This window comes from Nitrosospira multiformis (assembly GCF_900110185.1).
Lineage (GTDB): Bacteria > Pseudomonadota > Gammaproteobacteria > Burkholderiales > Nitrosomonadaceae > Nitrosospira > Nitrosospira multiformis_A.
The window spans coordinates 86,644-112,264 of the sequence record NZ_FOCT01000009.1 but is presented as its reverse complement, the minus strand read 5'-3'; the positions used below and the strand labels follow the sequence as shown (position 1 = coordinate 112,264).

General features: G+C 54.3%; 25 protein-coding genes. 2 read left to right on the top strand and 23 right to left on the bottom strand.

What is annotated here, in order from left to right; genetic code table 11:
• Positions 1–17: 17 nt before the first annotated feature.
• From BMY01_RS11425 to BMY01_RS11405, 5 genes are all read right to left on the bottom strand, one after another.
• Positions 18–1,202: a BaiN/RdsA family NAD(P)/FAD-dependent oxidoreductase gene (locus BMY01_RS11425; protein ID WP_081353901.1), complete on the bottom strand. Its 1,185-nt coding sequence runs from the start codon at positions 1,200–1,202 to the stop codon at positions 18–20.
• 34 nt (positions 1,203–1,236) lie between these two features.
• Positions 1,237–1,878 carry a class I SAM-dependent methyltransferase gene (locus BMY01_RS11420; protein WP_074747262.1) on the bottom strand — a complete coding sequence of 214 codons (642 nt, stop codon included), beginning with the start codon at positions 1,876–1,878 and terminating at the stop codon, positions 1,237–1,239.
• A gap of 71 nt (positions 1,879–1,949) precedes the next feature.
• Positions 1,950–2,708: an HvfC family RiPP maturation protein gene (locus BMY01_RS11415; protein WP_074747356.1), complete on the bottom strand. Its 759-nt coding sequence runs from the start codon at positions 2,706–2,708 to the stop codon at positions 1,950–1,952.
• The gene (locus BMY01_RS11410) at positions 2,689–3,543 is read right to left on the bottom strand and encodes an HvfB family MNIO-type RiPP peptide maturase (protein WP_074747260.1); all 855 of its coding nucleotides are present in this window, start codon (positions 3,541–3,543) and stop codon (positions 2,689–2,691) included. Before BMY01_RS11410 ends, BMY01_RS11415 begins: the two co-directional genes overlap by 20 nt.
• 6 nt (positions 3,544–3,549) lie before the next feature.
• The gene (locus tag BMY01_RS11405; RefSeq protein WP_074747258.1) at positions 3,550–3,963 is read right to left on the bottom strand and encodes an EF-hand domain-containing protein; all 414 of its coding nucleotides are present in this window, start codon (positions 3,961–3,963) and stop codon (positions 3,550–3,552) included.
• Positions 3,964–4,408: 445 nt separating this feature from the next.
• On the opposite strand from BMY01_RS11405, the gene dksA reads away from it, so the two are divergent.
• The gene (gene dksA / locus BMY01_RS11400; RefSeq protein WP_011381840.1) at positions 4,409–4,831 is read left to right on the top strand and encodes an RNA polymerase-binding protein DksA; all 423 of its coding nucleotides are present in this window, start codon (positions 4,409–4,411) and stop codon (positions 4,829–4,831) included.
• 224 nt (positions 4,832–5,055) lie between these two features.
• On the opposite strand, the gene pnp is transcribed toward dksA, so the two are convergent.
• The 18 genes from pnp to BMY01_RS11310 form a co-directional block, all read right to left on the bottom strand.
• Positions 5,056–7,161: a polyribonucleotide nucleotidyltransferase gene (pnp, locus tag BMY01_RS11395; protein ID WP_074747256.1), complete on the bottom strand. Its 2,106-nt coding sequence runs from the start codon at positions 7,159–7,161 to the stop codon at positions 5,056–5,058.
• A 142-nt stretch (positions 7,162–7,303) separates the two neighbouring features.
• Positions 7,304–7,573 carry a 30S ribosomal protein S15 gene (rpsO, locus tag BMY01_RS11390; RefSeq protein WP_074747254.1) on the bottom strand — a complete coding sequence of 90 codons (270 nt, stop codon included), beginning with the start codon at positions 7,571–7,573 and terminating at the stop codon, positions 7,304–7,306.
• 167 nt (positions 7,574–7,740) lie between these two features.
• Positions 7,741–8,532, bottom strand: coding sequence for a phosphorylase family protein (locus tag BMY01_RS11385; RefSeq protein WP_254772708.1), 792 nt, complete (start codon positions 8,530–8,532; stop codon positions 7,741–7,743).
• Positions 8,484–10,445 carry a squalene--hopene cyclase gene (gene shc, locus BMY01_RS11380; RefSeq protein WP_074747250.1) on the bottom strand — a complete coding sequence of 654 codons (1,962 nt, stop codon included), beginning with the start codon at positions 10,443–10,445 and terminating at the stop codon, positions 8,484–8,486. Before shc ends, BMY01_RS11385 begins: the two co-directional genes overlap by 49 nt.
• Positions 10,446–10,651: 206 nt before the next feature.
• Entirely contained in the window at positions 10,652–11,422 is a 771-nt protein-coding gene (locus BMY01_RS11375) for an MlaA family lipoprotein (RefSeq protein ID WP_254772707.1), read from the bottom strand.
• A 123-nt stretch (positions 11,423–11,545) separates the two neighbouring features.
• Positions 11,546–14,218, bottom strand: coding sequence for an MMPL family transporter (locus tag BMY01_RS11370; protein WP_074747245.1), 2,673 nt, complete (start codon positions 14,216–14,218; stop codon positions 11,546–11,548).
• A gap of 365 nt (positions 14,219–14,583) precedes the next feature.
• Complete coding sequence (locus BMY01_RS11365) at positions 14,584–15,213, bottom strand: HpnM family protein (protein ID WP_074747243.1); 630 nt, start codon at positions 15,211–15,213, stop codon at positions 14,584–14,586.
• 338 nt (positions 15,214–15,551) lie between these two features.
• The gene (hpnH, locus tag BMY01_RS11360; protein ID WP_074747241.1) at positions 15,552–16,661 is read right to left on the bottom strand and encodes an adenosyl-hopene transferase HpnH; all 1,110 of its coding nucleotides are present in this window, start codon (positions 16,659–16,661) and stop codon (positions 15,552–15,554) included.
• A 167-nt stretch (positions 16,662–16,828) separates the two neighbouring features.
• Positions 16,829–16,978, bottom strand: a complete 150-nt coding sequence (locus BMY01_RS17825; RefSeq protein ID WP_175463252.1) for a hypothetical protein — start codon at positions 16,976–16,978, stop codon at positions 16,829–16,831.
• A gap of 191 nt (positions 16,979–17,169) precedes the next feature.
• Positions 17,170–18,462 carry a porin gene (locus BMY01_RS11355; protein WP_074747239.1) on the bottom strand — a complete coding sequence of 431 codons (1,293 nt, stop codon included), beginning with the start codon at positions 18,460–18,462 and terminating at the stop codon, positions 17,170–17,172.
• A gap of 247 nt (positions 18,463–18,709) precedes the next feature.
• Positions 18,710–19,543, bottom strand: coding sequence for an indole-3-glycerol phosphate synthase TrpC (trpC, locus tag BMY01_RS11350; RefSeq protein WP_074747237.1), 834 nt, complete (start codon positions 19,541–19,543; stop codon positions 18,710–18,712).
• A gap of 2 nt (positions 19,544–19,545) precedes the next feature.
• Positions 19,546–20,598: an anthranilate phosphoribosyltransferase gene (trpD, locus tag BMY01_RS11345; RefSeq protein WP_074747235.1), complete on the bottom strand. Its 1,053-nt coding sequence runs from the start codon at positions 20,596–20,598 to the stop codon at positions 19,546–19,548.
• An 85-nt stretch (positions 20,599–20,683) separates the two neighbouring features.
• Entirely contained in the window at positions 20,684–21,247 is a 564-nt protein-coding gene (locus tag BMY01_RS11340; protein ID WP_074747233.1) for an anthranilate synthase component II, read from the bottom strand.
• A gap of 297 nt (positions 21,248–21,544) precedes the next feature.
• Positions 21,545–22,018: a hypothetical protein gene (locus BMY01_RS11330; RefSeq protein ID WP_074747229.1), complete on the bottom strand. Its 474-nt coding sequence runs from the start codon at positions 22,016–22,018 to the stop codon at positions 21,545–21,547.
• 155 nt (positions 22,019–22,173) lie between these two features.
• Entirely contained in the window at positions 22,174–22,329 is a 156-nt protein-coding gene (locus BMY01_RS17820; RefSeq protein ID WP_175463251.1) for a hypothetical protein, read from the bottom strand.
• Positions 22,330–22,396: 67 nt separating this feature from the next.
• Positions 22,397–22,858, bottom strand: coding sequence for a hypothetical protein (locus BMY01_RS11320; protein WP_074747225.1), 462 nt, complete (start codon positions 22,856–22,858; stop codon positions 22,397–22,399).
• A complete protein-coding gene (locus tag BMY01_RS18370) occupies positions 22,855–23,241 on the bottom strand; it encodes a LamG-like jellyroll fold domain-containing protein (protein WP_074747223.1) in 387 nt (128 codons plus the stop codon). Before BMY01_RS18370 ends, BMY01_RS11320 begins: the two co-directional genes overlap by 4 nt.
• Positions 23,172–23,915, bottom strand: a complete 744-nt coding sequence (locus tag BMY01_RS11310; protein WP_074747221.1) for a DUF2341 domain-containing protein — start codon at positions 23,913–23,915, stop codon at positions 23,172–23,174. Before BMY01_RS11310 ends, BMY01_RS18370 begins: the two co-directional genes overlap by 70 nt.
• Positions 23,916–24,143: 228 nt before the next feature.
• Between BMY01_RS11310 and BMY01_RS11305 the strand changes: the two genes are divergently transcribed.
• Positions 24,144–25,469: a glycerophosphodiester phosphodiesterase family protein gene (locus BMY01_RS11305; RefSeq protein WP_074747219.1), complete on the top strand. Its 1,326-nt coding sequence runs from the start codon at positions 24,144–24,146 to the stop codon at positions 25,467–25,469.
• Positions 25,470–25,621 lie beyond the last annotated feature (152 nt).

Here is a 25,621-nt window from a genome sequence, read left to right as displayed (position 1 = left end):
TACCGATAGAAGCGCGGTTACACTGATTGCCCTGCCACATAACCCGATGACCAAGCCCACTGGAAGTTGAACCCTCCCAGTTGGCCCGTGACATCGACGACTTCACCCACGAAATAAAGGCCGGGTACTTTTTTCGATTCCATCGTTTTGGAAGAAAGTTCGGCAGTATCGATGCCTCCCAGCGTTACTTCCGCCTTTTTGTAGCCTGCGGTGCCGCTCGGAATAACCTGCCAGGCATGCAATTGAGAGGCCAATTGCCTCAAGCTCTTGTTGCCATACTGGTTTACAGGTGTTTCCGGGGGCGTACTCATCATTGCGCTCAGCCACGCTTCTGCAAACCGCCGGGGCAGATGCTGCGCTAACAGATTGGATAGCAGGGCGCCGCTGTGCCTGCGATCGCGCAACCAACCGCCTGCATCCAGCTCAGGTAACAGGTTGATATGGATCGGATCTCCCGGTCGCCAGTATGAGGAAATCTGGAGGATTGCAGGACCGCTCAGGCCCCGATGCGTGATCAGCAGATTTTCTCGAAAATGTGCACCGTTACAGTTCACTATTGTGTCGAGCGCAATTCCCGAGAGCCCTGAAAAAGCGGCCAATTGTTCCGGCGCAAGGGTCAGCGGTACCAGGGCGGGACGTAGCGCCGTAACGTTTATGCCAAACTGTTCTGCGATGCGATAGCCAAAAGGACTGGCACCGATTTGCGGAATGGAAAGACCTCCGGTTGCGATTACCAGCGCATCTGCCATCACTTTGCCACAACTGGTTTCCAATACGAATCCAGTATCGCCGGAGCCCCGGTCTACGCGGCTTACCCCGCAGGGCATTTGAAAGATAACTCCCGCGGCTTCGCATTCATTGCGCAGCATGTCGATGATTTGCCGCGAAGCCTCATTGCAAAATAGCTGTCCCAGCTTTTTTTCGTGATAACGGATGCGGTGCTTTTCCACCAGCTCTATGAAGTGGCGGGGAGTGAAGCGTGCCAGCGCGGATCGGCAGAAATGTGGATTTTGCGACAGAAAATTTTCCGGAACAGTGTGGCGATTCGTGAAATTACACCGCCCCCCTCCCGAGATACGGATTTTTTCCGCTAGCTTGCTGGCATGATCGAGCAGCAGCACGCTTCGGCCACGCTTTCCCGCTTCCATTGCGCACATCATGCCGGCTGCGCCAGCGCCTATTACGACAACATCTTTCTTCAATTGCGATGCTTGCGGGAAAATGAGCCTTGTGGAGTTACGCGCATTCTGTTGCAGGCTTGCGCCATACACTGGCCAGCCAGGGTTGCTGCTCGCGTGGAAGACCTGCCGGACGATAGTAATGAGCAAGCTCGACGAAACCCGCGCCGGACATATAGCGCCTCCAGCCATCAATATCGTGATATACGCAATAACGCCCGTGATTCCAGCCCTCCTCGTTATTCCCGCGGGGGTTGGAGCTGAACAGCACTCCGCCCGGTTTCAGCGTTGACCACAGTTCTTTCAGCACGCGCGGCAGTTCAACACTCGGAACATGAAACAGGGAGGCATTCGCAAATATGCCATCAAAGTGTTCCTCAGGCAGATCGAGCCGAAGAAAGTCTTGCTGCCATATCTCGCAACCACTATGGTTAGCCGCCATTTCGACAAACCGCATTGCCCCTTCCAATCCGATCGCTATGTGACCGAGATCGGTAAAAGACTTCAGGTCACGTCCGGGACCACAGCCCAGATCCAGTATCTTTAAGGGTGGAGGATTTTCGATGTGGCGCAGCAATGCAGCAATATTTTGGCTGACATCGTGGTCTTTAGTACCCTCCCAGAACGCTTCGGCTCTTTCGTTGTAACTGTTGAGGATAAGATAGGAGAGTTTTCTGAGATCCGCTGAATCGGGTTTCACGGCAACTTACACAAATAGGATAAAAATCAGGCGGATATTCTGCCTGTCTCGCGTGAGCCGAACGAAAACACTTACTCTCTGGCAATACCCAGCAATGCGCCCCGAGCCTGAAGATCAATCATGATCTTCTCGCCGCCCTGCATCACGACTTCGGGTGAGGGATGCCTGCTTTCGGTCGTGATGATTTCAAGAGCGGCATGGCCGGTATGCTCTTCCAGCGCAAGCAGATCTATCAGACGCGCGGTAAAGGCGTTGATTTCTGAAAATTGAATCTCGTCATCCGCGTCACGAAACAGCAGCAAGTAAGTTTTTGCCGGGGCGATGCGAGCGCGTGGACGGATATGATGGACTGGCCAGTGATAGCAAAGATTGGCAAGCACCGGATTCAAAAGAGGCCGCCCCTCGAGCAGATTACCGGCGGGATCGATCGTCTTCCAATCGGGCATGTCCGTTGAAATGGATAATGCCAGTTCCACCCATTCGTAATGCGCAAGCTCCAGGAGAAACCACGGATATTTTTCAGGGATGACGCCTTTACTCCCCAGAAATTCTATAAACTCACCGGCTATCTGATGAAAAAGAGGAGAACGGCTACGATGCGCAATGAGAAAGGCGCGCACCAGCCTCGACCATCGCCGCGACCCCAGCACATCCCGAGTCACCGGGAAGCATTTGAGAAGAAAGCCATCGAGATTCTCGTAAACCAGTCTGCTGTATATGCGCATCCGCCGCGCGTCGAGTCCAGGCGGAACGGGCTTTGCCCGGGGATTGCGAAGGTGCGCAGTGAAGGCATACTGGAAGCGCTGAAATTCAGGTAGCTGAACAGACATCGCCTGAATGCCCATGCCGCGCCTGGATCAGCGCGATGCGTTGCACTTCCCGCATCAACTGGTCGAGCGGAGGAATATTGAAATCACGCTCGAGCAAAGTCGGCGCAACACCGTGCATTCCGTAGGTTTGATCCAGCAGCGACCATACCGGATCAATTACATCGGCGCCGTGAGTATCGATGATAAGATTCTCCGCCTCCTTATGATGCCCGGCCATGTGCATATACGCGATGCGATCGGAAGGCAAGGCACGGATGAAGTCCACGGGATCGTAGTCGTGGTTAATGCTGTTGACGTAAACGTTATTGACATCGAGATGAAGATCACAATCCGCCTCCAGCAACACAGCCCGGATAAAGTCCAATTCACTCATATCGTTGATAGGCGAAGCGACATAAAACGATGCATTTTCCAATGCGATACGCCGCTCGAGAATATCCTGGGTACGGCGAACGCGTTCAGCGACATATCTTACCGCTTCCTCCGTAAAAGGGATCGGAAGCAGATCGTACAGATGACCGTCATCAGAGCAGTAGGAAAGATGTTCCGTATAAAGAAGTATCCGGTGCTGATCGAGGAACCGGCGAATCTTTTGCAGCAGCACTTCATCCAGGGGAGCAGGACCACCGATTGAAAGGGAAAGGCCATGACAGACAAAAGGGTAGCGCTCGGTAAAAAAAAGTAGATCCCGTGCCGCACCTCCGCCAAGGTCGATCCAGTTCTCGGGGGCGATCTCGAAAAAATTGATGGTGTCGGGGACACCGCTTTTCAGCGCAGGAATGAGCTCCCGCCGGAAGCCCAGCCCCACGCGGGCGAGGCGTGGGAACTGTTGCATGTCGAATTATTTCTTCATCTGGCCATGAGGCGCTGCTGTTCCGCCACCGGCCTTGCTTTTTGCAAAGCTGTCCGCTTCCGCCGGGTCGACGGCTCCATCCTTGTTCGCGTCAATCTTGTCGAAGATGCCTTCGTGATGCTTGATAAATTCTTCCTTGGTCACTTTATTGTCTTTGTTCTTGTCCGCCAGCGACATGCCGCAATTTCCCTCCGCCGCTTTTGCGCCTGCCCCATATTTGCTGGGGTCCACCCGGTCGGCGTAAGCCACTACATAACGCTCGTTTAACGACTGCATGACGAAAGGATTGCTTGCCTTGCTGTCCGCCTCACTGTCGCCCGCAAAAACAATGGGAGAGGCGCTGAGGCCGGTAGCAAGGACCGAACCTATGACGATGGAAAGCGTGGATTTTTTGTCTTGCACAGTTGGTTCTCCTTGAGTCTGGAAAAAATATTATGTCACAGTTTGACAGGAACGGGAGCCGATTCCACTGATCCTGCAGCGCATCGGGAACAAGGAACTCTCCCGGAGAGGCTTGCAGCAAAATAATGTATTTATTTCTTGCGGGGGTATTCAAGGACTAAAAATTCTGCAAGAATTCGTGTGCCCCATGTGCCCCCTATATGTTTCACAGGGAGTTGAATGTGAAGAGGCTGCGGTTTTGTCATGAACAGGAGGATGAGAGCCTCGTTCTTAAGCTAAATTGTGGGATTTCCATTCCTGGCGAAACCTTGACAAGTTTCTGCCAACCGTCTTGCTCTCAGAGCGCATCAACTGAACCGGAAATGAGTTATCTGTATAATGGGTTGTTTTTAAATAGCAGTTGCATTGTTACACGTCACCCAGCAATGGAAAGGAAATACTGACTATGCCGCAAGAAATGTATAAACAAGCCACTCCCTACATACCCTCGAAGGGAGAAAGTTACATGAGTGCCAAGCAGCTTATGCATTTCCGCAATATTCTGGAAGGCATCAAGTTTGAATTGGGACAGGATATCGATCGCACGGTTCACACTATGCAGGATGAAGCCACAATATTTGCTGATCCTAACGACCGCGCCAGCCAGGAGTCGGACATGGCGCTTGAATTAAGAAATCGTGACCGCGAACGTAAGCTGATCAAGAAGATAGAGGAAACGATCGCAAAAATAGATACTGGAGATTACGGCTATTGCGAAAGCTGCGGGGTGGAAATCGGTTTAAAGCGCCTTGAAGCCCGTCCCACTGCTACACTCTGCATCGACTGCAAGACCTTGGATGAAATAAGGGAAAAGCAAGTCGCGAAATAAAACCTGCCTGCTTTTCACTTAGGTTCTGCAGATAACGAAGTACTTCATTCCTGGAATAAAAGCCCCATCGAGAGGAGTCTTTTATTCCAGGAAGCCACTAACTAAGCTGACTTCAAAAAAACCGGAAGATACAGGAGAAAAGGCTGGGATAAGAGGGCGAGGAACCGCACAGGAAAAAATGGCGACGCTGCTCTTTGTAGGAAATTCTTCTCTCTGTTCCGCCATCAGGTGGCGGCGTTGTCCGCCACGTCGGTGGCAACCGCTTTCATGCTGAGACGCAACCTTCCCTTGTCGTCAGCTTCCAGGACCTTCACCCGAACTACCTGTCCTTCCTTGAGATGATCGCCGACATTGTTGACGCGCTCATTGGCGATTTGCGAGATATGCAGCAGGCCGTCCTTGCCGGGCAGGACGCTGACGATGGCGCCAAAATCCAGAAGCTTCAGTACTGTTCCGTCGTATACCCGCCCCACTTCAACTTCGGCCGTGATGTCTTCGATACGTTTTTTCGCCAGCTCACCGCCCTCCGCGTTGACACATGCAATCATGACGGTGCCATCGTCCGTAATATCGATGGTGGTGCCTGTCTCTTCGGTAAGCGCACGGATCACTGCGCCCCCTTTCCCTATGACGTCACGTATTTTCTCGGGGTTGATTCTGATCTTGATGATACGGGGAGCATGCTCCGAGATATCCTCGCGTCTGGCCGGCAACACCTGCTTCATGATCGTGAGAATATGTATCCGTCCTTCCCTTGCCTGTACCAGGGCAGCATGCAGGATCTCTTTGGTGATCCCCTGAATCTTGATATCCATCTGCAGGGCAGTAATGCCATTTTCGGTACCCGCCACCTTGAAATCCATGTCGCCCAAGTGATCCTCATCACCCAGAATATCACTGAGCACGGCAAACCGATTGCCTTCCTTGATGAGCCCCATGGCGATACCTGCTACGTGCCCCTTCAGAGGTACACCGGCATCCATCAATGCAAGGCAGCCGCCGCAAACGGATGCCATGGAACTGGAGCCATTGGATTCGGTAATTTCAGAAACCACGCGAAGCGAATAGCCAAACTCTTCCGGGGAAGGCAGAACTGCAACCAGGGCTCGTTTTGCCAACCGTCCGTGCCCGATTTCACGCCGCTTGGGTGTTCCAACCCGTCCCGTCTCTCCGGTGGCATAGGGAGGCATGTTGTAGTGAAGCATGAAACGCTCGGAGTAATCTCCCTGGAGAGCATCGATTTTCTGCTCATCGCGACCGGTTCCCAGCGTTGCAACTACCAGCGCCTGGGTTTCTCCGCGGGTAAATAATGCTGAACCGTGGGTCCTCGGCAGGAGGCCGGTCCGGATCGTTATTGGCCGGACGGTGCGGGTATCGCGTCCATCGATGCGCGGTTCGCCGTCCAGAATCTGCGAGCGCACGATTCTCGATTCCAGGGCAAAACAGGCCTCCTTCACCGCCTGGGCATCGGGACCTTCCCCGTCCTCGACGCCGAGTTCGGTAAAGACTCTTGTCCAGATGCTGTCTATGGTCTCGGACCTTACCTGCTTCTGCTTCTGGCGGAAAGCGGCACGTAAATCATTCTCTGCCATTTCCGCAATTTTAATGGCCAGTGCAGGGTCTCTTGCAGGCGGCTCCCAGTCCCATGCGGTCACGCCCGCCTCATCCGCCAGTTCATTGATCGCATCGATGGCAACCTGCATTTGCTGATGACCATAAACGATGGCGCCCAGCATGACGTCCTCCGACAGCTCCATCGCATCGGATTCCACCATCAGCACAGCCTGCCGCGTGCCAGCCACGACCAGATTCAGCTGTGTCTGCTTCAGTGCACTGGTATCGGGATTCAATACATATTCGCCATTGATGTAGCCAATCCGCGCGGCGCCGATAGGCCCGTTGAACGGAATGCCCGAGAGCACTAGCGCGGCAGATGCGCCCAGCATGGCGGGAATATCGGCATCTACTTCGTTATCGGAAGACAGGACGGTGGCTACCACCTGCACTTCGTTGTAGAAATTTTCAGGAAAAAGGGGACGGATCGGGCGATCGATCAAACGGGAGGTAAGAATTTCCTTTTCGGAGGGACGGCCTTCACGTTTGAAAAAACTACCGGGTATTCTGCCAGCCGCGTAGCTCCTTTCCTGATAGTCCACCGTCAGGGGAAAGAAATCCTGCCCCTGCTTGGCGCTTTTTGCACCTACCACGGTAACCAGGACAACGGTATCGCCCATGCTGACCATAATGGCGGCATGGGCTTGTCTTGCTATTTCTCCGGTTTCGAATGTTAGCTGATGAGACCCGTACGTAACACTTTTCTTGATTTTCAATTAACTGCCCTTTTCGATTAAATCATTCCGGTTTCGCTCCCGGCACCATAGCCGCGGTCGCGCAACCGATACAAGCGGAAGCCATTCCGATGCTCAAGGAGCAATAGGTTATTCCGCTGCTATCTCAATCGGGGATTTACTTTTATTTACGCAGGCCAAGCCGTTCTATCAGCGTCCGGTAGCTCTCCACACTGTTCTGCTTCAAATAATCGAGCAGCTTGCGCCGACGGCTTACCATCCGCAGCAAACCGCGGCGGGAGTGATGATCCTTGACATGCGTTTTGAAATGATCGGCCAGATCGTTGATACGAGCGGTCAGTAACGCCACCTGCACTTCGGGAGAACCCGTGTCTCCTGCGGCCCGTTGATAATCGCGCACCACCTCTGCTTTTTGATCGGTTGTGACTGCCATGCTACTCTCCATTACGCCTGATGCGAAAGGGCGACATTTTACTCTTTAACAGGGTGAATTCTCAAGATATTATTGGATTTCCAGCGCACCGGCAGGCGTTGCACATCCCACTGGGGAAGTTTACACGCTGATCACCCACCTCAAGAACGATCAGAGCCAACGGCTTGCTACTTGGCGATATATCCGCCCAGCGAGGGCTCGGGCGAATGAACGGCCCGCATTTCCGCATCGGCATATCGTACCACCATCGACAAGGTAGAGCGCGCGGCATGCGCGTCCGAGGCCAGCCGCAGTAGCGTGCCGAGAGTCAACGAGCGCTTCAGTAACAGCCCCAGCAAGCGTCCCAGGTGAGGACTTCCGTCCGGCCGTACTGCCTCAAGCAGAACACGCGGAGGTGAGAAGTCGAGGGGATCTGAAATAGCGCGTACCGCCATGAATGGCAATCCGGCATTCGTGGCAACTTCGGCGACTGCACCGCTTTCCATATCTACTGCATTCGCGCCGGTGGATTCGGCCAGGTCGCGCTTTGCAGAAGTGGAGGTAAGGACCTTGCTGCTGGCAGCCAGGATTCCACCTGCTACACTCAGCTGATCGGGCAGGCATCGCTGCAGGCGAGTACGCCAATTCAAATCGACTGGCAGGAGACAACCGCCCGTATGGATCGACTCAGGCAGCATCAGCGCTCCGGAATGCAGGACGGAATGCAATGCGCCCGCAAAACCGAAACTCATCAGCGCAGCAGCTCCTGCATTCTTCAGCCCGGTTGCGGCTGCGCCGGCCGCCTCTGCCCCCACTCCACAAAGCCAGACGGCAGCGCCATTCCCGAGATCTGTCCTTTGATTGAAGAAGAGGCGCAATGGCGTTATGCAACGCGCCTCCACCCGCATGGCGACTATGATGCCGACCCCCGTCACGCGGGGAACTTCCGGTTCAATGCATGAAATCGGGTCAATGCCCATACCGGGAAATATTTCGTATACCCGTAGTACTTGAGGTAGAAAACCCTCGGGAAGCCGGGAGCGGTAAACCAGGGTTCATGCCAGAGCCCATCGCTGTCCTGTTCCCGCAAGAGGTAACCAATTCCCCGGTGAACCTCATGACTGCGCCATTCGCCGGCTCCCATCAGTGCAAGCAATGCCCATGCGGTATGAAAAGAAGTACTGGTATGAAACTGGCCTGCCTGCTGGGGGGAAAGGTAGCTGTCGTTACTTTCTCCCCATCCGCCATCCTCCCGCTGCACGGATTTGAGCCAGTGCACCGCGCGTCGGATGGCAGGATGACCGGTATCTGTCCCGGCCAGACGGAAGGCCTCCAGCACGGACCACGTTCCATAGATGTAATTGCTGCCCCAGCGGCCGAACCAGGCGCCACTGGCCTCCTGTTCATTGAAGAGGTATGCCAGACTTCGTTCCAGCGCCTGTTTATGCCTGGACTGGCCGTACAAGGCGAGAAAACCTGCACAGCGGGCGGAAACATCACTGGTCGGAGGATCAAGGAGCGCCCCATGATCGGCAAACGGGATCTCGTTGAGATAGTAATACGTATTGTCGCTGTCGAAAGCCGCAAACCCGCCATTGCTGGACTGCATCCCTGCCAGCCAATCGGCAGCCCGGCTGATGCTTTCCTGATAAGCCTTGGGGTCGGCCTGGTACAATGCCCAAGCCACCGCAGCCGTGTCGTCGAGATCGGGATAGTGGGGATTTGCGTACTGGAAAGCCCAGCCCCCCCCCGGTAATCCGGGATGATCTTCCTGCCAGTCCGCCGGCGCATCGAGCACCTGGCAGGGAACCAGCCAGTCGAGCGCTTTCCGGATGGGCCTCTGATCGACCTCCGTATCCTCTTGAAAAGCGAGACAGGTCAGGACGGTATCCCATACTGGGGAAACACAGGGTTGGCACCAAGTACGCTCGCCTTCCTCCACCAGCAGCAGGCGCAGCGCCTTGCGGCATTGCACCCGTGCGGGATGATCATACGGGTATCCAAGCAATGCCAGAGCTTCGCTGGCATTCACCATGGCAGGAAAGATCGCCCCCAGACCTGAATCGCCGTTCAGCCTTTCCATGATCCAGCTTTCCGCCCGCCGCAGCGCCAATCTGCGCACTCCTTTGGGTATGAAGGGTTCGAGCAGGGAGAGAGTGCGCTCGATCAGCAGAAACACGCGATTGAGCGCAGTACGTACCGGAAAATAATTCCGCTCCTCCTCCGGGGGAACCGTGAACAATTCACGGATGGCGACTTTGCGCGGATTCACCGCGCGCGCCCTCAGGCTACACAGGATAGACAGCGGAACCATTACTGTCCGCGACCAGTACGCGACCTTGCTGGTATGGAATGGGAACCACTTGGGAAACAGTATGATTTCAACCGGCACAAATGGCACGCCTCGCCAGGGAAGCTGGTCATACATGGCAAGCAACAGGCGTGTAAATACGTTTGCTCTCGCTGCGCCGCCATGCTTCAGAATTGCTGCACGCGCACGCGCCATGTGGGGCGCGTCCGGTGAGTCCCCCACAATTTTCAGAGCATAATAGGCCTTGACCGAGCAACTCAGATCGAACTCACCGCCGTAGTAGAGCGGCCAGCCTCCGTGCGCTGCATCCTGTTTTTCACGAATAAAGCGGGCAATCCTGACCTCCAGGTCCAGGTCCACTTCATCCATGAAGTGCATCATCAGTATGTACTCGGCGGGAATCGTGCAATCGGCCTCCAATGGAAAGCACCAGTGGCCATCCTCCCTCTGCTGAGCCAGCAGCGCACCGCGTGCCGCTTCCAGTCCCGCTTTCAGCATTTTTTCGTCCATTGCGGGAGTATTGTTTGAGCCCGGGGATTGAGCTTGCAAAGAAGTTCTCGCCATACCTCCGAATTTTTTCATGTATTTTTACCTAGCGCCTCTTTAAAGTTTCAGGGAAGAACACATCGCAGGGGTGTGAGTGTAGCCATAAAAACTATTAAAAGCATGATTTTACTCGATTCGGCCCCGGAACCGGTACATCGTCGAGATTCATGCAAGGATGTTTATGGCAATGCAGCGCACCGCTGGACGAGTATGGAAGCAGCAGTTGAGATTTGATTAAAATCTCATCGCAAGGGCTCGGACGTCGCCTCGTTCTGTACGGAATCCTCATCTGCGAATTCGTCCAGGCTCTCGGGCGGCGGGTCGCCATCATAGATCAAATGCTTGCGCTGCTGTAAAAAACCTTCGCGAACGAAAAGATAAGGGTCCAGCGCCGCCTGGTCCCGAATACGCATGGGGCCGGACAACCGTGCCCGCCTGTCTATGATACTTAAAACCGTGATTGGAGCTACAACTGCGCTGCTGGCGACAGTACCCGCATAAAACAAAAGGTTGCTGAAAACGCTCACAGGAATGCCGGGCGCATCGCGATAGCTGCTGGGGCCGATCAGAGGGACAAAAAGGTAGGAGCCGGTATCAACGCCCCAGACGCCGAGTGTCTGCCCGAAATCTTCATCATGCTGTGGCAACCCCATGGGGCCTGCCATGTCGAAGAGCCCGCCCAGACCAATGGTCGAGTTGACCGCAAAACGAAGGGTGTCCTGGAATCCCTGCCGTACTTTACCTTGGAGGAAATCATTAAGAATGACGTTGGGATATGCAAGGTTGTCGTAGAAATTGCCGATCGAGCGCTGCAGGGGGTCGGGCACATGCTTTATATAGGCATCCGCAACCGGCGCCAGAACCGCCCGGTCCACCTTGTCGGTAAAATTGTAAAACTGTCGATTGGCTCTTTCATTCGGATCGATCGTATCGATACTCGCATCGTTCTTATGCAGCGTCGCGCAACCGGTAAACAGTGATATGCATGCCAACAACAGGAAGGAAGTTCGCATATTTGCCACCATCCGTAAAGGGAAGGCTACGTCCCTGTTAATCTGTCCGCCAGAATCAGAATCCGCATGGAAGGGGGATGCCCACAAACCGCTACAGGTGCGAAGTATACAATTATTGCCGGACTAACGCACAAATTGAGCCTTTGCCCCTTTGGCCGGCGCGCGCAGCAATGCAGGCAGTATTACCAGCGTACAGATAAGCGTAAAAGCCAGCCCCACGGTAAGCATTATTCCCATACTCGCAGTGCCTCTGTGCGACGAGAACATCAGGCTTGCGAAATCCACCAGCGCAGTCAGCGCGCTGTAAAAAATCGCCCGCGCAGTGCTGGTATGGATCAGCATCTCGCTTACCAGTTCATTATTCAGACTGCGGTGCACCATATGCAGGCTGCTATCGATCCCCAGGCCAAGCAAAAGTGGGAGAGCAATGATATTGGCAAAGTTGAACGGAACATCCAGCAGGACTGTGAACGCAGCGGTGAACAGGCTGGACAGCAACAGCGGGAGCAGGACCAGCAGCATGTACTTTACACTGCGCAATAACACCAGCAGGGCAACGATAATTCCAACGAGCGCAAGCAAAAACGCCTGTACGAATGCTTGCACTACCGCTTCGCCTGCTTCAAGGGTCACCACTGGCGCTCCCGTCACTTCGGGCGCCACTTTCTGCACGCTTCGCACGAAGCGCCGCAATGCATCATTGTCGTTCAGGTCTTCTGATGGATAAATTGCCAAGCGATATTCGCCTGACTGGGCATGCCAGCGGCTGCTCAACGATGCCGGCAAATCCTGCTCGCCAAACAGGTTGGCTTCCGTCGCCGTACGCAGGTTCTCCAGCGCCGCAGGCAACGTAACCAGCAGATCTCCCTCCAGGGACCGCAACAAGGCGACCTGGTCGGCAGGACTGGCTGTATCAAGCTGTTCAAACAGGGAACTCAGGGATGACCTGAGCTTGCGTGCGGCCGGAACTGCCGCATGCTCCGGGCGGGCGGCAATAAAACTATCCAGCGCGGCGGTCAATGCGTCGAGCGCCTCGCGCTGTTTCTGGATGGAACTGTCCACGCGGCGATCCTGCCCCACCCCCTCGATCGGTCCCACGGTCAACGCCATTTCCTCGATGAGTTGCAGCTTTTCTTCCTGATCCGCCGGCACGAAGTCGAGGAGACTGACCACCTTATCCACTTCAGGAAGCTCGCTCAACGCGAGCGCCAGGCGTCCTGCTTCGTGCCGATCTTTTGCGAGGACAATGGAATGCCAGGGTGAAAGATCGGGTTGCGCAAGGAGTTCACGAAAGGCCTGTATCGCTTTGCCTTTCTGATCCTGCAGATTCAGGAGATTGTAGTCAAACCGTACCTGAGGCAGCAAAAAAAGGGCGCCAACTGAAGCGGCAAACGTGAGGACATAGGTCAGCCTGTGCCATTTCAGGGATAACTCCAGTACTCTGCCAACCGACGCTTTCGGAGGGGTATCTGGCACGGCTTGCTGTCGTTTCGGAAGGTAGCGCAGCAGGGCTGGTGCAATTGTAAGGGTTACCAGAAGGCTGATAATCATGCCGGTGCCGGAGATGAGGCCCAGTTCCGCCACGCCGCTGTAATCCGTAGGGATGAACGCGTAGAAGCCGATTGCGTTAGTGATGGTGCAAGCGGTAAGGGCGGCACCTGCATCCCCGCCCGACACATGCAGGGCCTTGGTAGATGGGTTGCCGCTTTCCAGAACTTCGCGATAACGCAGCAGAAAGTGGATTGCAAAGTCGGCACCCAGACCAATGTATAACACGGCAAACGCAATGGAGATCAGGTTGACATGACCCACCACGGCTGTAGCAAATGTCGCGGTAAGAACCAGACCCATGGCGAGACAGACCAGGACATTGATGATCAGTCCGGCTGCTCGCATCGCAAAATAAAGAACCACGACAACCAGGATGAAGGTGATTATTCCTGCATATTGCATGCCGAGCAGCGAACTGCTCAGTTCGTCGTGCGATAACGCTACCTCCCCGGTAATACGCAGGCGGACTGCTCCGTCCTCCGTAATTCCGGCATCGCCTGCCGCCGCGGATAGCGCCTTGATGGCCTGCTCCCCGGGAAACATCTGATCATAATTGAGCTTCGGCTTGGCTATGATCAGTTCCTGGTATTTGCTTTTTTGCGATTCGCCGCTGAAGAGGGCTTGCCACGACAACGCACGCGGCGCTCCTCCCAGTCTCGCTCCCACCGTGTCGCTCACTGCGCCAAGCACCGGGCTGAGCTCCATGGCGCGGCCCTTCTGCAATTCCTCTATCGCGCCCGTCAGCACATCGACGAAAGCCGCGAGCGTAGGATTTCTGGCAATATGGGCCATTAACGGCTGCGCAGCAGCCACACGATCGGTTATCTGCTGCAGTTCCGGAACGCTTTCATAGAGCAGGCCATTGCGCGTGAAGAAATCGCCTGTTGTCGGTGGATAGACATCCTCGAAATTGAAAGTGTCTTTTTTCAGGCGCGCGGCAAGGCGTTCGGTGGCCTGATGGACCTGCTCAGGCGTCGGTGCTTCCAGCACTACCAGAAGCGTGTCGACATCCTGCGGAAATGTCTTGTTGTAGTGGGTTATGTTGACACGAAACGGCAGATCCTTGGAGAGCATGTCGGTTGTGTCGGTATTCATGCCGAGATTGCGCCAGACGTAGACGCTGCATCCTGCGGAAATCAGCAGTGCTGTAAAAAGAACCCAGGCGCTATGACGATAGCAAACAGTGGCCCAAGCTGCAAAAATACGGTAGATGCGGCTTTCCGAGTCGTTGTTTGTTGTGGTCATGCTGGGGAAGCAATGTCGGAGAATCGATCCGTCATCAGAGGATGGTTTCGGGGGTTAGCAGCGAGGTAAAAAAGAATCCCGGGTCGTTGGCGAGACAGAATGCAAAAAGGGAAACCTGAAGTAGGGGTTTTTCCTCGGGCTCATCAAGATGCCGTCATACCCGTGAAAGCGGGTATCCGGTTTTTCAACGCAATAATATTATAAATCGATGAATTTCCGCTTTCACGGAAATGACGATCAAGGTTTTGCCCGAAGGTTTCTGCCTCTTATTACAAAACCGGCCCCTTTTGCCCATGCAGTTCTCTGGATGTCACCGATTTATTCCGGATGAGTTGGCTCAAGATTTGTCGTGAGATTTGCAGTGTTCAGTCTTTTCCTGCCTGCTCGATCTTCTGCTTGAGCATGTCGACGAGCTTTGGAAAACCATCGCGCTGAAGAATCGCCCTATACTCGACACGTTTCAGTGCCAGATCGCTGACACCGTCGGCCAGAATATTCACGATACGCCACCCGTCCTTTCCTTGCCGCAGCATGTAGTCAAAGCGTACTGGTTCGCCGCCGGATTGAATCAATTTGCTGCGTATCATTACCTGCTCCCGGGGCATGGATTGACGCTCGAGAAACTCAAACCGCTCGCCGTCATATTCCTTGAACTGACTTGCGTAAGTAGCTATGCTCAGCTTGCGAAAAGTGTCTGTAAAGGTACGCTGCTGTTCAGCACTCAATTGCGTCCAGTTCGCTCCCAGCGAGGTGCGCGCGATAAAATCAAGATCATGTGTCTGATTGATGACAGGAGCCAGCAATTCATAGCGTCCCTCATAGCCGAGCTTTGCGCCCTCGCGCATCGCCTTGATGAGTGCTTCCTGCAACTGTTTGACGACTTGCTCCGGCGTTCCCGACTCTTGGGTTTCGCTCCAGGAGGGAGACGCCACCAGAAGCATCCCGGCAATTATTTGAAGTTGCAGCAGTAATTTCAGTGCACTCAGGATCTTCATGTTGATAATCTTTATAGCAGTTTATTCATGCACATGGTTTGTCAGAGGGTCCATGCGGCAATATTCGTTGCAATATCCGGCCATGTGGGTTCTGCATCGAGTGGCCGATAGTTTCTACACCTCGGAAATCAGATATCCCCATCGTGACGTTCTATGATTACATCCCAACCCCTTTAGCCTTTTGCCGCTCGCGCCTGAGTATTTGGCAGGATCGGAGGGGTCAGCCCGATCGCCCGATCAGACCCGCTCGTGGTAAAGTTGTTTCGACCAAACCCAGCGCGCATTGACTTTTACGGTTGCTGATCAACGCAGTGTCGCCGTTTCGGCAACGGGCAACGCTATCGCTCTATCTTGACCGGAATTCCCGCAAGCGTCGCCGGGGTTTTCAGCTCCTCTCGCGCCCATTTCGGTGTAGGCTCCGCCACCATCGGTCCCGTTGTTTTCGGCCCTCTGATGGAGGTGATCAGTCCTTTCAGCGGATGCTGCAGCATATCTTCCACGGCTGTGGCTTCATAGCCGCAATGTGCCATGCATTGGGCACACTTCGGGTTGCTGCTGTTGCCATATTTATCCCACGGAGTATCATCCAGCAGCTCCTGGAAACTGGATGCATATCCTTCATCCGGAAGCAGATAGCAGGGCTTTTGCCAACCGAAAATGTTGCGCGTCGGATTACCCCAGGGCGTGCACTGATAGTTCTGGTTGCCCGCGAGAAAATCGAGATAAAGCGACGAGTGATTCAGCTTCCATTTACGGGTCTTGCCTATCTTGAAAATGCCCCTGAAGAGATTCTTGGTATCCTTCCCCTTAATGAAGATATCCTGCCTGGGAGCGCGCTCATAACTGAATCCGGGCGCGATCGTCGCACCCTCCACCCCCAGCTCCATCGCATAGTCGAGGAACTCCGCAACATCCTCCGGTGTTTCACCCTGGAACAGAGTGCAATTGACGGTAACCCTGAATCCCTTTGCAACCGCCAGTTTTATAGCCTCAACCGCGCGGTCGAACACCCCGTCCTGACAGACAGAGGCGTCATGCCTTTCCTTCAGGCCATCCAGATGGATGGAAAAGGTCAAATAAGGCGAAGGGGTATAGTCGTCAATCTTCTTTTTTAACAAAAGCGCATTGGTACACAGATAAACATATTTCCTGCGCGCAATGATGCCTCTGACAATCTCCGGCATTTCCTTATGTATCAACGGCTCCCCGCCGGGGATGGAAACCATGGGGGCTCCACACTCATCGACCGCCTGCATGCATTCCTCATACGACATCCGCTTGTCCAGAATGTGATCGGGATAATCGATCTTACCGCAGCCGGCACAGGCCAGATTACACCGGAACAGGGGTTCCAGCATCAAGACCATAGGATATTTTTTTACTCCTCCCAACTTTTGCTTGAGCAGATAAGTGCCGACAGCTATCTGTTGACGTAAAGGAACTCCCATGTATAAATCCTCCAAAAAACTTCCGTAAACTTTATTAATGTCAGGTTGGGGTCACCTGATTTCTTCCTATTGTTTTGCAGGTGCTGAAGGTGTCTGAAGTTGCAGCGGGACACTTCAATGCTGGTTCGTTTTTGCGAAACCTCGAAAAAAATGATCTGGGTTCGCCCTTAGAATAGGGCAATCAGGCGATAAGCCTTGCTGAAACTACCTGTACTTTCCCCTTCTACTGCTTTCATCCTGTCTTTCGATCCGGCAGTTACTTGCCATTCTTCTTGATCGAATTGCTGTAACGTTTTGTCCTGTAAGCATGTTAACACGTATATTTCCCAAACTAAACTCACAACTCATCCAGGGTTAAACTGCACAGAGAACATAATTTGGCCCGACAAGGCTGCTCAGTGGCTGGTCAAACGGGTTCGTCAGAAGTCGCGGTTCAATGCAATTGACATTTAATCGAAGATGGAAAAAAAGGGGCGCCGAAGCGCCCCTTTTTTCTGTTGAACAACAATCAGAAGTTGTGGCGAAGACCGATCGTGAAGGTCGAACGGTTAGCACCACCATTTACATAGTTAGGTGCTGTATATCCAACAGTTCCAAGAAGAGGGGCGCCCGCACCAGTAGCAATAAGGTTATTGGCTGCCGGTCCATTGGGGTTATCAAGATAAACATGTTGATAACCACCAAAAATGCTCGTCCGCTTGCTCAGGTTGTGAATCGCACCGACAGTAAAGCTGTCAGCCTTGCGCGCAGCCGCGGCATTCACGCCGCCAGCATGGGCCTTGGTCATACCGCCCTGCGCCACCAGCGTGGTGTTGCCCAATCTGTATTGGGCGCTGGCAAACCAGAGATTTCCGTCTCCGCCCCAGTTCATGGCGGAGTTGCACTGACCGGAAACCAGTCCGGAATCGAGCGGATTCGCCGTCAGGGAAGCGGCAGTGCTACATGTGGCGGCCCCAAGCGCATTGTTGACGTCTTCATACTGGCCGCTCAGCTTGAAGTTTTCCCAGGCCCAGGAAGCACCGACACGCCATATTTCTTCCGTTCTGAGACCGAGGCTTTTTTGGATGCCGCTGGCATTGTCCCGCGAATAACCGCCGAAGATATCGAGGCCCATGCCCATGAAATCGGCATGGTACTTGGCCGCCGCCTGTCCATCGAATTCACCATTTCGCCCGCCAGTATTGCCATTGCTGCCCAGGCCGCCGGGAAGGAAGCCGGAAATGATGCTGCCACTTTGAAGCGGGTTGAGTGAATTGGCATCACCGGGCATCAAGATACCCGAGAAGGTGAATCCTTCGATGCTTGCGGAATCATAACGAATGGCGCTGTTGACGAAAGTATTCGCACCAGACCCCATGCCATTAGCTGCACCGGACATGGTTCCACCGGCACCGTTCGCTTGCAGGGTGGTGTAGGCGAACGGATCGATTGTCATACCCCCGGCGAAGTCCTTGAAGGGGGACTGGAGACGGCCAAACCTGATATCACCCCAGTGGCTGTGGGAGAGACCGACCCACTGCTCGCGAGGCGTGGTGGCGGAACCGGAGCCGGTGTTAAGCCCGAATTCAAGGCGGGCATTTGCTTTCAGGCCGTTGCCCAGATCTTCTGTAACCTGCAGACCCCAGCGGGAAGAGCGGGAATTGTCCTGGAGTGCCCCCTGGCTGGGCTGGCTAGCAAAATCAACGAGACTGTATTCGGCTTGTGCCCGACCAAAAAGCGTAACGTTTGTCCCCTGAGCGGATGCAACCACCGGGGCCGCGAGTGCACCGGCGACGGCCAGCGCAATCAGTTTCTTTTTCATGTGGAAAATCTCCTTTAAAGTTGAAACGGTGGGGCCTCGCACCGACCCTATTTCGGTGGGAGTTTATTCCCGCTGCCTGGACCTCCCGAAAATGAGAGGGTTGAGAGATTGTGCCTAACGTAACAACGCCTAGCAAGGAAATAAAGAGAGTTTGGGAACTGGATAAGGATATGTGTTGCTTTTTTGCAACAAAGCATGGGAACCTTCGGAACCCTGTGGGTTGAATGCAACCCGGACGATTGATGAATTACCCGAACAACCTCGCCAACTCGGCCCCGGGATCAGAAGCACGCATGAAGGCTTCGCCTACGAGGAAGATGCCTACTCCGTGCCCGCGCATCAGCGCAACATCATCAGATGTGAGTACCCCGCTTTCGGTGATGGTCATGCGGTCTGGCGGAATGCGGTCAAGCAGATGCAGGGTCGTATCCAGGCGGGTTTCAAACGTATGCAGGTTGCGGTTATTGATGCCGATCAGGGGAGACGCCAGTTCCAGCGCCAGCTCGAGTTCCGCACCATCATGAACCTCAACCAGAACGGCCATCCCGAGCGCATGAGCCAGCAACTCCAGCTTGCGCATTTCCACTACCGCTTCTTCCTCCTGCCGGTAGCTCCCGGCCGAAATGAAAGGATCGCGGAAGGCGGCGACAATGATGAGGATGCAATCCGCACCCATGAGCCGCGCTTCGGCGACCTGATATTCGTCCAGCATAAAATCCTTGCGCAGGATCGGCAGATCGCAAGCGCTTCTGGCCTGCTTCAAATATTCCGCACTGCCATGGAAATATTGCTGGTCTGTCAGAACCGACAGACAGGCCGCGCCATGCTGGGCATAGCTCACTGCGATAGCTGCGGGGTCGAACTGCTCACGCAACACACCCTTGCTGGGGCTGGCCTTCTTTATTTCCGCAATGACGGCCGGTAATCCCAGGGCAAGTTTCTTGCGAAGCGCGCCAACGAAATCCCTTGGGGGCGGTAACGCCTCCGCCTGGCGGCGAAGCACGGCAAGAGAACCCTGCGCTTTCAATGCCGCAATCTCCTGTCGCTTTATCGCCAGAATCTCCTGAAGAATATTAGCCATGATCAAACAAAAGAAACCTCACCGCGGTTCTGCCGGTTTGAGAATTCCACCAGCTCCTGCAATTTTTCCCTCGCAGCACCGCTTTCTATAGCGGCATGCGCTTTTTTTACACCTTGCGCGAGCGACTCTGCGATACCAGCCACATAAATCGTCGCACCCGCATTCAGCAATACGATATCCCGCGGCGGCCCCGGCTGATTATTCAATACCGCTCTCAGCATCTCTGCAGACTGAGTGGTGTCATGCGCTTGTATTGTTTCAATGGGAGCCGCTTTCATGCCGAAATCTTCCGGCCTGACGGTATATTCGAGGATCTCGCCGTGCCTGAGTTCACCTACCAGGGTCTCGCCAGCTATCGTGATCTCATCCAGCCCGCCCTGGTTGCTGGCACCGCCATGAACCACCATGACATGACGGCTGCCCAGCCGATGCAAAACGCGTGCGATGATGCCCACGAGATCGGGATGGAATACGCCCAGCAGTTGATTTTTTGCTCCGGCGGGATTGGTCAGCGGCCCGAGGATATTAAACAGGGTGCGCACCCCCAGCTCGCGCCGTACGGGGGCAGCATGTTTCATGGCATTGTGGAAATTGGGTGCGAACATGAAACCGAGACCGATTTCACTTATGTTCTCCGCTATTTGCGCCGGTGTCTGGTCGAGATTGACACCCAGTGCTTCGAGCACATCGGCGCTTCCCGATTTGCTGGAAACAGAGCGTCCGCCATGTTTCGCCACCCGTGCGCCGGCAGCCGCGGCGACAAACGCAGCGGTGGTGGAAATGTTGAAAGTATGGGCACTATCCCCTCCTGTTCCGCATGTATCGACGAGGCGATCATCCTGTACTTCCACGCGGGCGGCAAATTCGCGCATTACCTGTGCCGCAGCAGCGATCTCGCCCACGGTTTCCTTCTTCACACGCAACCCGGTGATAATCGCTGAAATCAGCGTGGGGGAGAGTTCTCCGCGCATGATCTGTCGCATGAGCGACAGCATTTCATCATGAAAGATTTCACGGCGCTCGATGAGGCGTGTCAGTGCTTCCTGCGGACTCACAGGGGCCTGCTACTGACTGATACCGCTCCAACTCTTTCAACCGTTTCAACCCCTTGGCTGGGATTCATACCACTTCCTTCAGTTTTCACTGGTTCAGAAAATTCCCGAGCAATGTATGCCCATGCTCGGTCAGAATGGATTCCGGATGAAACTGCACACCTTCGATGGGCAGGGTCTTGTGACGCACCCCCATGATTTCTCCATCTTCGGTCCAAGCGGTGATTTCCAGGCAGTCGGGCAGAGTTTCCCGTTCAATGACGAGAGAGTGGTAACGGATTGCGGTGAACGGGTTAGGCAAACCACGAAACACTCCTGCCCCATCATGAAAGATAAGGGAGGTCTTGCCATGCATCGGTCGTACCGAATGAATTATTTTTCCGCCGAAGGCCTGCCCTATGCTCTGATGACCGAGACAGACACCCAGCAAGGGAATCTGTTCATTGTAGCGCTCGATCAGGGGTATGGATATTCCAGCCTTGCTCGGCGTGCACGGGCCTGGGGAGATCACGATGCGCTCAGGTTTTAACTGTGCAACTTCTTGAGGAGTGATTTCATCATTGCGAAACACTTTCACTTCCTCGCCCAGTTCGCCAAAATACTGGACCAGATTATAAGTGAAGGAATCGTAATTATCGATCATCAACAGCATAGTAAGAAATCCACCCGATGAAGTCCACCCTGAAAGACATATGCACGTCGCTCATATCTTATTTTACGCCGAAGCTGACGGATACAACCAGGATAGCGAAGAGACCGATATTATCTCTTCTCCAAATCCGACGGGCAAGGCCAACGGAAAAAGGTTTGATACGCCGGCTCTTTCGAGCAAAGAATCGACGTCCATGGGGCGGCAAGAGGCGGAAAGAGGCGGAAAGAAATTCTCTGTTGTCAGGAGCGACGCGGTCAGCGAGCGATGAGAAATCGCTGATGAAAAATCGCTACGCGGTCACCCGATCCGTTCCATGACAGCGAGAAGTTCGGTGTCGTCCATTTGCGCCAGCACGAGAATGCCAGCCCGCAAAATCTGGCTCTTCTTCGCCCGCCGGCCCTGATCCAGGCAACGCTTCTTAAGCATGGAAATCTGCTTGTGCTCGTTCTCAGGGATAGAATAACTGTCGCGTATCCGTTTATTTTTCTTCGGCGTGGCGGTATTGGAAAATTCCTCCGCGTTCGCGTCCATTTCCATTTCCTTCTCTGATCTTGCCTCCGCTACGCGCTTCCGCGGTTTGTCTTCTTTCGGGCTGTGCGAACCGGTCTTGTCCGATGCCCTCGACCTGCGAGGTCTGACAACTTCCGCTGGCGTCCCCGTCAGGACGGAAGCCGGCGGGTCATTTTGTGATATTGCCGCTTCCTTTGCTGTCCGGCCAGGTTTTTTTGAATTCTGTTTTCTTGAATTCTGCTTGCCTGCTGTTGACGTCATGATTTCTCCTGAAGAGGGCCAAGGGGATATACATCCTAAAGCCATAAACAAACGATAGTGCTTTCCCTTGATGCAATATTTACCAGTCAAGCAGGACTGGCAGGCGCGGTACCGCCGGGAACATCGGGAAACATAAGGCTCATCCGCTCGCTTCCCTATGGTAGCAGATGCCCGTGGACCTCGCGGATTTCGCGGCTGATAGAAGGTTCCAGATGCCGGGTTTCAAGCGTTTCACGATAACTTTCGAGCAGATTTTCCACTTCGACGCTCTTCATCCCTGTGAACGGTTCGGCCTCCAGAATCGCGTTCAAAGGCCCCTTGCTGGTATACCAATCCACCAGTTCGCGCCCGATGCGATAGAGCTCGCCGTTATTCGTTTCACACAGGTTTCTTTGTTCCCCCTCCTTTGCCAGCGCCGCTGCCTTGACCTTCAGATCCTGTTCCAGCTGTTTGCGTTGGAGGTGAGCTCCTGGTTCTGTTCTGCCCTTCCTTGAGTTGGACGCCCAATTCCGCTTTTTCCCGGCTTGCCGCTTCGATATCCTTTTCGAGCCGCAATGCCTTGGCTGCGGCACTGGCCGCAGACTTTTTATGAGACTCCGTTTCCTTGCTGGCATTCTTCAGCGTTTCTTCCAGCGCCGTTTTCTCCTGATCGAGTGCCGATTTCTGCTGCTGCATTTCGTTCAACTGCTGTTGCATGCGCCGCAGCATCTGTCGCTCTTTCTTAGCATTCCTGTCGGTGGCAGTGCCCGCTGCGCTGGTGGAAGGCCAGGGGGCTACCAACAGAGCAACGATCATCCCCCGGGCCAGAAGCGGCAGAATCTTTTTTTTCCGGCGGCTCATGATATTCTTTTCATCAGCAGCATCACCGTCAGGAGACCAATCGCAACCCATCCATCCACGGTCAGCGATTTCAGGATGATGCTCATGTGCGAGGCATCGGAGTCACCTTCGATGGTCTCTTCTTCACCCATCACAACCAGCTTGCCGTCCGGTCCCAGTGCAGCCTGAACCGCAATCCATTCGGCTAGCCGCACAAGCCCCGACACCTGCGCTTCGTCCATCTCGCCCTTGAATCTCCCCCCCAAGGTCACGCTGCCCGCGGGCAATACCACATTCCGGGCTTCGCCAGTCGCCTTGCCATCTATATACAGGCTTAGCGCATCCGAAATCGTGAAACCGACGTGATGCCACTGCCCGGCAGCAAAAGGCTGGTCGGAAACCACGCTCGCCCCCCTGATTGCATCCTGATCAGGCCGTCATCGAGCGAGACGCTCACGTTATCGGACTGATAAATGATGCCGCTAGGGGAGGTGGGCTTGACCCATACGCTGAAGCTGTAGCCTCCTGCTGCCTGTATTGGGGGGAGAATCAGGCTTTGTGCGCCATCGAACCCTGCGCCGCCATTCGAAAATGATGCCGCTACATGCGCAGAGGACTGTGCGTGCAAGTTGTTGGAGCCGCTATCCTGAGGGTTTCCCTGCGGTTCGGCAAAATGATAGATCGCGCTGCTGGCATCGTACGTCCCTTTGGGGTCGGCTGCCGATGTCGCATTTTCATTACCGTAGTAAAGGAAAATTTCGGTTTGGGCCGAGAGTCTGGGTACTTTCACCCAGATGAGCGCCAACTCGTTTGCAACATCCCATTTTTCAAAATGGAACTTGAGCGCGGTCTTGTCATCTCCGGCGACCAGGCGCACATCACCGCCATTATCGCTTGCCGAGAAGAAGTCGAAGTTGCCTGTATGCAGGGGGATTAATACGGGTACGTCCGTTACCTCGCTTGATGGGCCTGTCAGCGTGATTTTCTTGCGGCTTGTCCAGTCCTCATTCCACCACGCATAACTGAAAAAAGACCACGTCGACAACACAAAGGCGAACAGAAGCGGCAGGAAGCGCATGCAAATTAACCCCAATAAACAGCGGGGAATTATCCATGCATCTGATTACAGCCATTGGTAATGAACCGTGATCCGAACGGATCATGTGACTGTCTGCAGGAAAAGACTTCTGGAGGTCATGACTCAGGTTTAACAAATCTCTCATCAAAATGAAAAAGAAGCCGGCTAACGTTTGCCCAACTCACCTCGCGGCTAAATCCGTCCCCGGAACAAAGGAGAAATGACAACATGACCCGCCGAACATTCTTCCATCCCGTACTGATAATCTTATTTTTCTTCCTTGTCTTGCTGATTATTGCGCCCGCCCTGGCCAGCGGAAAAAACGACGGCATGGAAGGAACTCCCTTCCATGATGCTTCTCCTGACAATTCCGGCGGCAATATTCAACTCGGCCCTCGTCCTTTTTTCCTTGTCGAGGATATGGAGCCCGGCAAACTCAAGAGCAAGCTCACGCGTTGCAGTACCAGCCCGTTCAGGAAAACATACTTCTCCATCGGTCATCGGGGTGCGCCATTGCAGTTTCCCGAACATACGGCGGAATCCTATCGGGCAGCCGCTCGCATGGGTGCCGGCATTCTGGAGTGCGATGTAACGTTTACCAGGGATAAGGAACTGGTGTGCCGCCATTCGCAGTGCGATCTGCACACCACCACAAATATTCTGGAAACACCTCTGGCTGAAAAATGCACGCGGCCTTTTGCGCCCGCACAGTTCGATGCTTCTGGAAACCTGATTCAGGAAGCTTCCGCCCAGTGCTGCACGAGCGACATCACCGTGGAAGAATTCAAGAGCCTGAAAGGCAAGATGGACGCCTTCAACCCCGGCGCAAGGAATGTGGCGGAATACGTGGGCGGCACACCTGCATGGCGCACTGACTTGTACGCCGGCCCTACCAGTGGAACTCTGCTCAGCCACCGGGAGAGTATCGAACTCTTCAGCAAGCTGGGGGCAAAAATGACACCCGAACTCAAGAGCGCAGAGGTAGCAATGCCTTATGACAGCGATGGGGACGGAGTCAGCGACTACACGCAGGAACATTATGCTCAACAGATGATCGACGAGTACAAGGCTGCGGATATCAAACCTCGCGACGTCTTTCCACAGTCCTTCGATATCCGCGATATCCGCTACTGGATCGCCAATGAGCCGGATTTCGGGAGGCAGGCAGTTTATCTCGACGATGCCAATACGGTCGCTGATCTTCCCAATGCCAGCCAGTTGACCGCTTACAAAGCCGAGGGCATCAATATTGTCGCCCCTCCCATATACGCGCTGCTGGATATCGATGGGAGCGGCAATATCATTCCGTCCAGCTACGCCATGCAGGCCAGGGCCGCAGGACTAGGCCTCATCACTTGGACACTGGAGCGCTCCGGAATACTGGGTGACGGCGATAACGGCTTTTATTACCAGACTTTCGATTCGGCGATAAGGCGCGAAGGCGATGTGATGAAAGTACTGGACGTCCTGAACCGGGATATAGGTATTCTGGGCATCTTCAGCGATTGGCCTGCCACAGTGACCTATTACGCCAACTGCATGGGCCTGAAGTAGAAGTTCTTTGGCAACAACCCGCTCAGGTCAAACTCCCTCATTCGAGCCCGCCAAGACCCCCCGCTCTCCCCTATGTGCGCAACGTCGATGAATGTTAGCCCATTCATCTCATCAGTTATTTCATCAGTTAATCCTGTTCGCCTGACCCTCCT

What these genes read in the sequence shown, in the direction of transcription:
- BMY01_RS11340 (WP_074747233.1), bottom strand. Translation starts at nt 21,247, where the DNA reads ATGCTGTTGATGATCGATAATTACGATTCCTTCACTTATAATCTGGTC.
- BMY01_RS11385 (WP_254772708.1), bottom strand. Translation starts at nt 8,532, where the DNA reads ATGGGCATTGACCCGATTTCATGCATTGAACCGGAAGTTCCCCGCGTG.
- BMY01_RS11410 (WP_074747260.1), bottom strand. Translation starts at nt 3,543, where the DNA reads ATGCAACAGTTCCCACGCCTCGCCCGCGTGGGGCTGGGCTTCCGGCGG.
- BMY01_RS11370 (WP_074747245.1), bottom strand. Translation starts at nt 14,218, where the DNA reads ATGACCACAACAAACAACGACTCGGAAAGCCGCATCTACCGTATTTTT.
- BMY01_RS11310 (WP_074747221.1), bottom strand. Translation starts at nt 23,915, where the DNA reads ATGCGCTTCCTGCCGCTTCTGTTCGCCTTTGTGTTGTCGACGTGGTCT.
- BMY01_RS11320 (WP_074747225.1), bottom strand. Translation starts at nt 22,858, where the DNA reads ATGAGCCGCCGGAAAAAAAAGATTCTGCCGCTTCTGGCCCGGGGGATG.
- BMY01_RS11415 (WP_074747356.1), bottom strand. Translation starts at nt 2,708, where the DNA reads ATGTCTGTTCAGCTACCTGAATTTCAGCGCTTCCAGTATGCCTTCACT.
- rpsO (WP_074747254.1), bottom strand. Translation starts at nt 7,573, where the DNA reads ATGGCAGTCACAACCGATCAAAAAGCAGAGGTGGTGCGCGATTATCAA.
- dksA (WP_011381840.1), top strand. Translation starts at nt 4,409, where the DNA reads ATGCCGCAAGAAATGTATAAACAAGCCACTCCCTACATACCCTCGAAG.
- trpC (WP_074747237.1), bottom strand. Translation starts at nt 19,543, where the DNA reads ATGGCTAATATTCTTCAGGAGATTCTGGCGATAAAGCGACAGGAGATT.
- BMY01_RS11365 (WP_074747243.1), bottom strand. Translation starts at nt 15,213, where the DNA reads ATGAAGATCCTGAGTGCACTGAAATTACTGCTGCAACTTCAAATAATT.
- BMY01_RS11355 (WP_074747239.1), bottom strand. Translation starts at nt 18,462, where the DNA reads ATGAAAAAGAAACTGATTGCGCTGGCCGTCGCCGGTGCACTCGCGGCC.
- BMY01_RS11305 (WP_074747219.1), top strand. Translation starts at nt 24,144, where the DNA reads ATGACCCGCCGAACATTCTTCCATCCCGTACTGATAATCTTATTTTTC.
- shc (WP_074747250.1), bottom strand. Translation starts at nt 10,445, where the DNA reads ATGAAAAAATTCGGAGGTATGGCGAGAACTTCTTTGCAAGCTCAATCC.
- BMY01_RS11330 (WP_074747229.1), bottom strand. Translation starts at nt 22,018, where the DNA reads ATGACGTCAACAGCAGGCAAGCAGAATTCAAGAAAACAGAATTCAAAA.
- hpnH (WP_074747241.1), bottom strand. Translation starts at nt 16,661, where the DNA reads ATGGGAGTTCCTTTACGTCAACAGATAGCTGTCGGCACTTATCTGCTC.
- BMY01_RS11375 (WP_254772707.1), bottom strand. Translation starts at nt 11,422, where the DNA reads ATGCGAACTTCCTTCCTGTTGTTGGCATGCATATCACTGTTTACCGGT.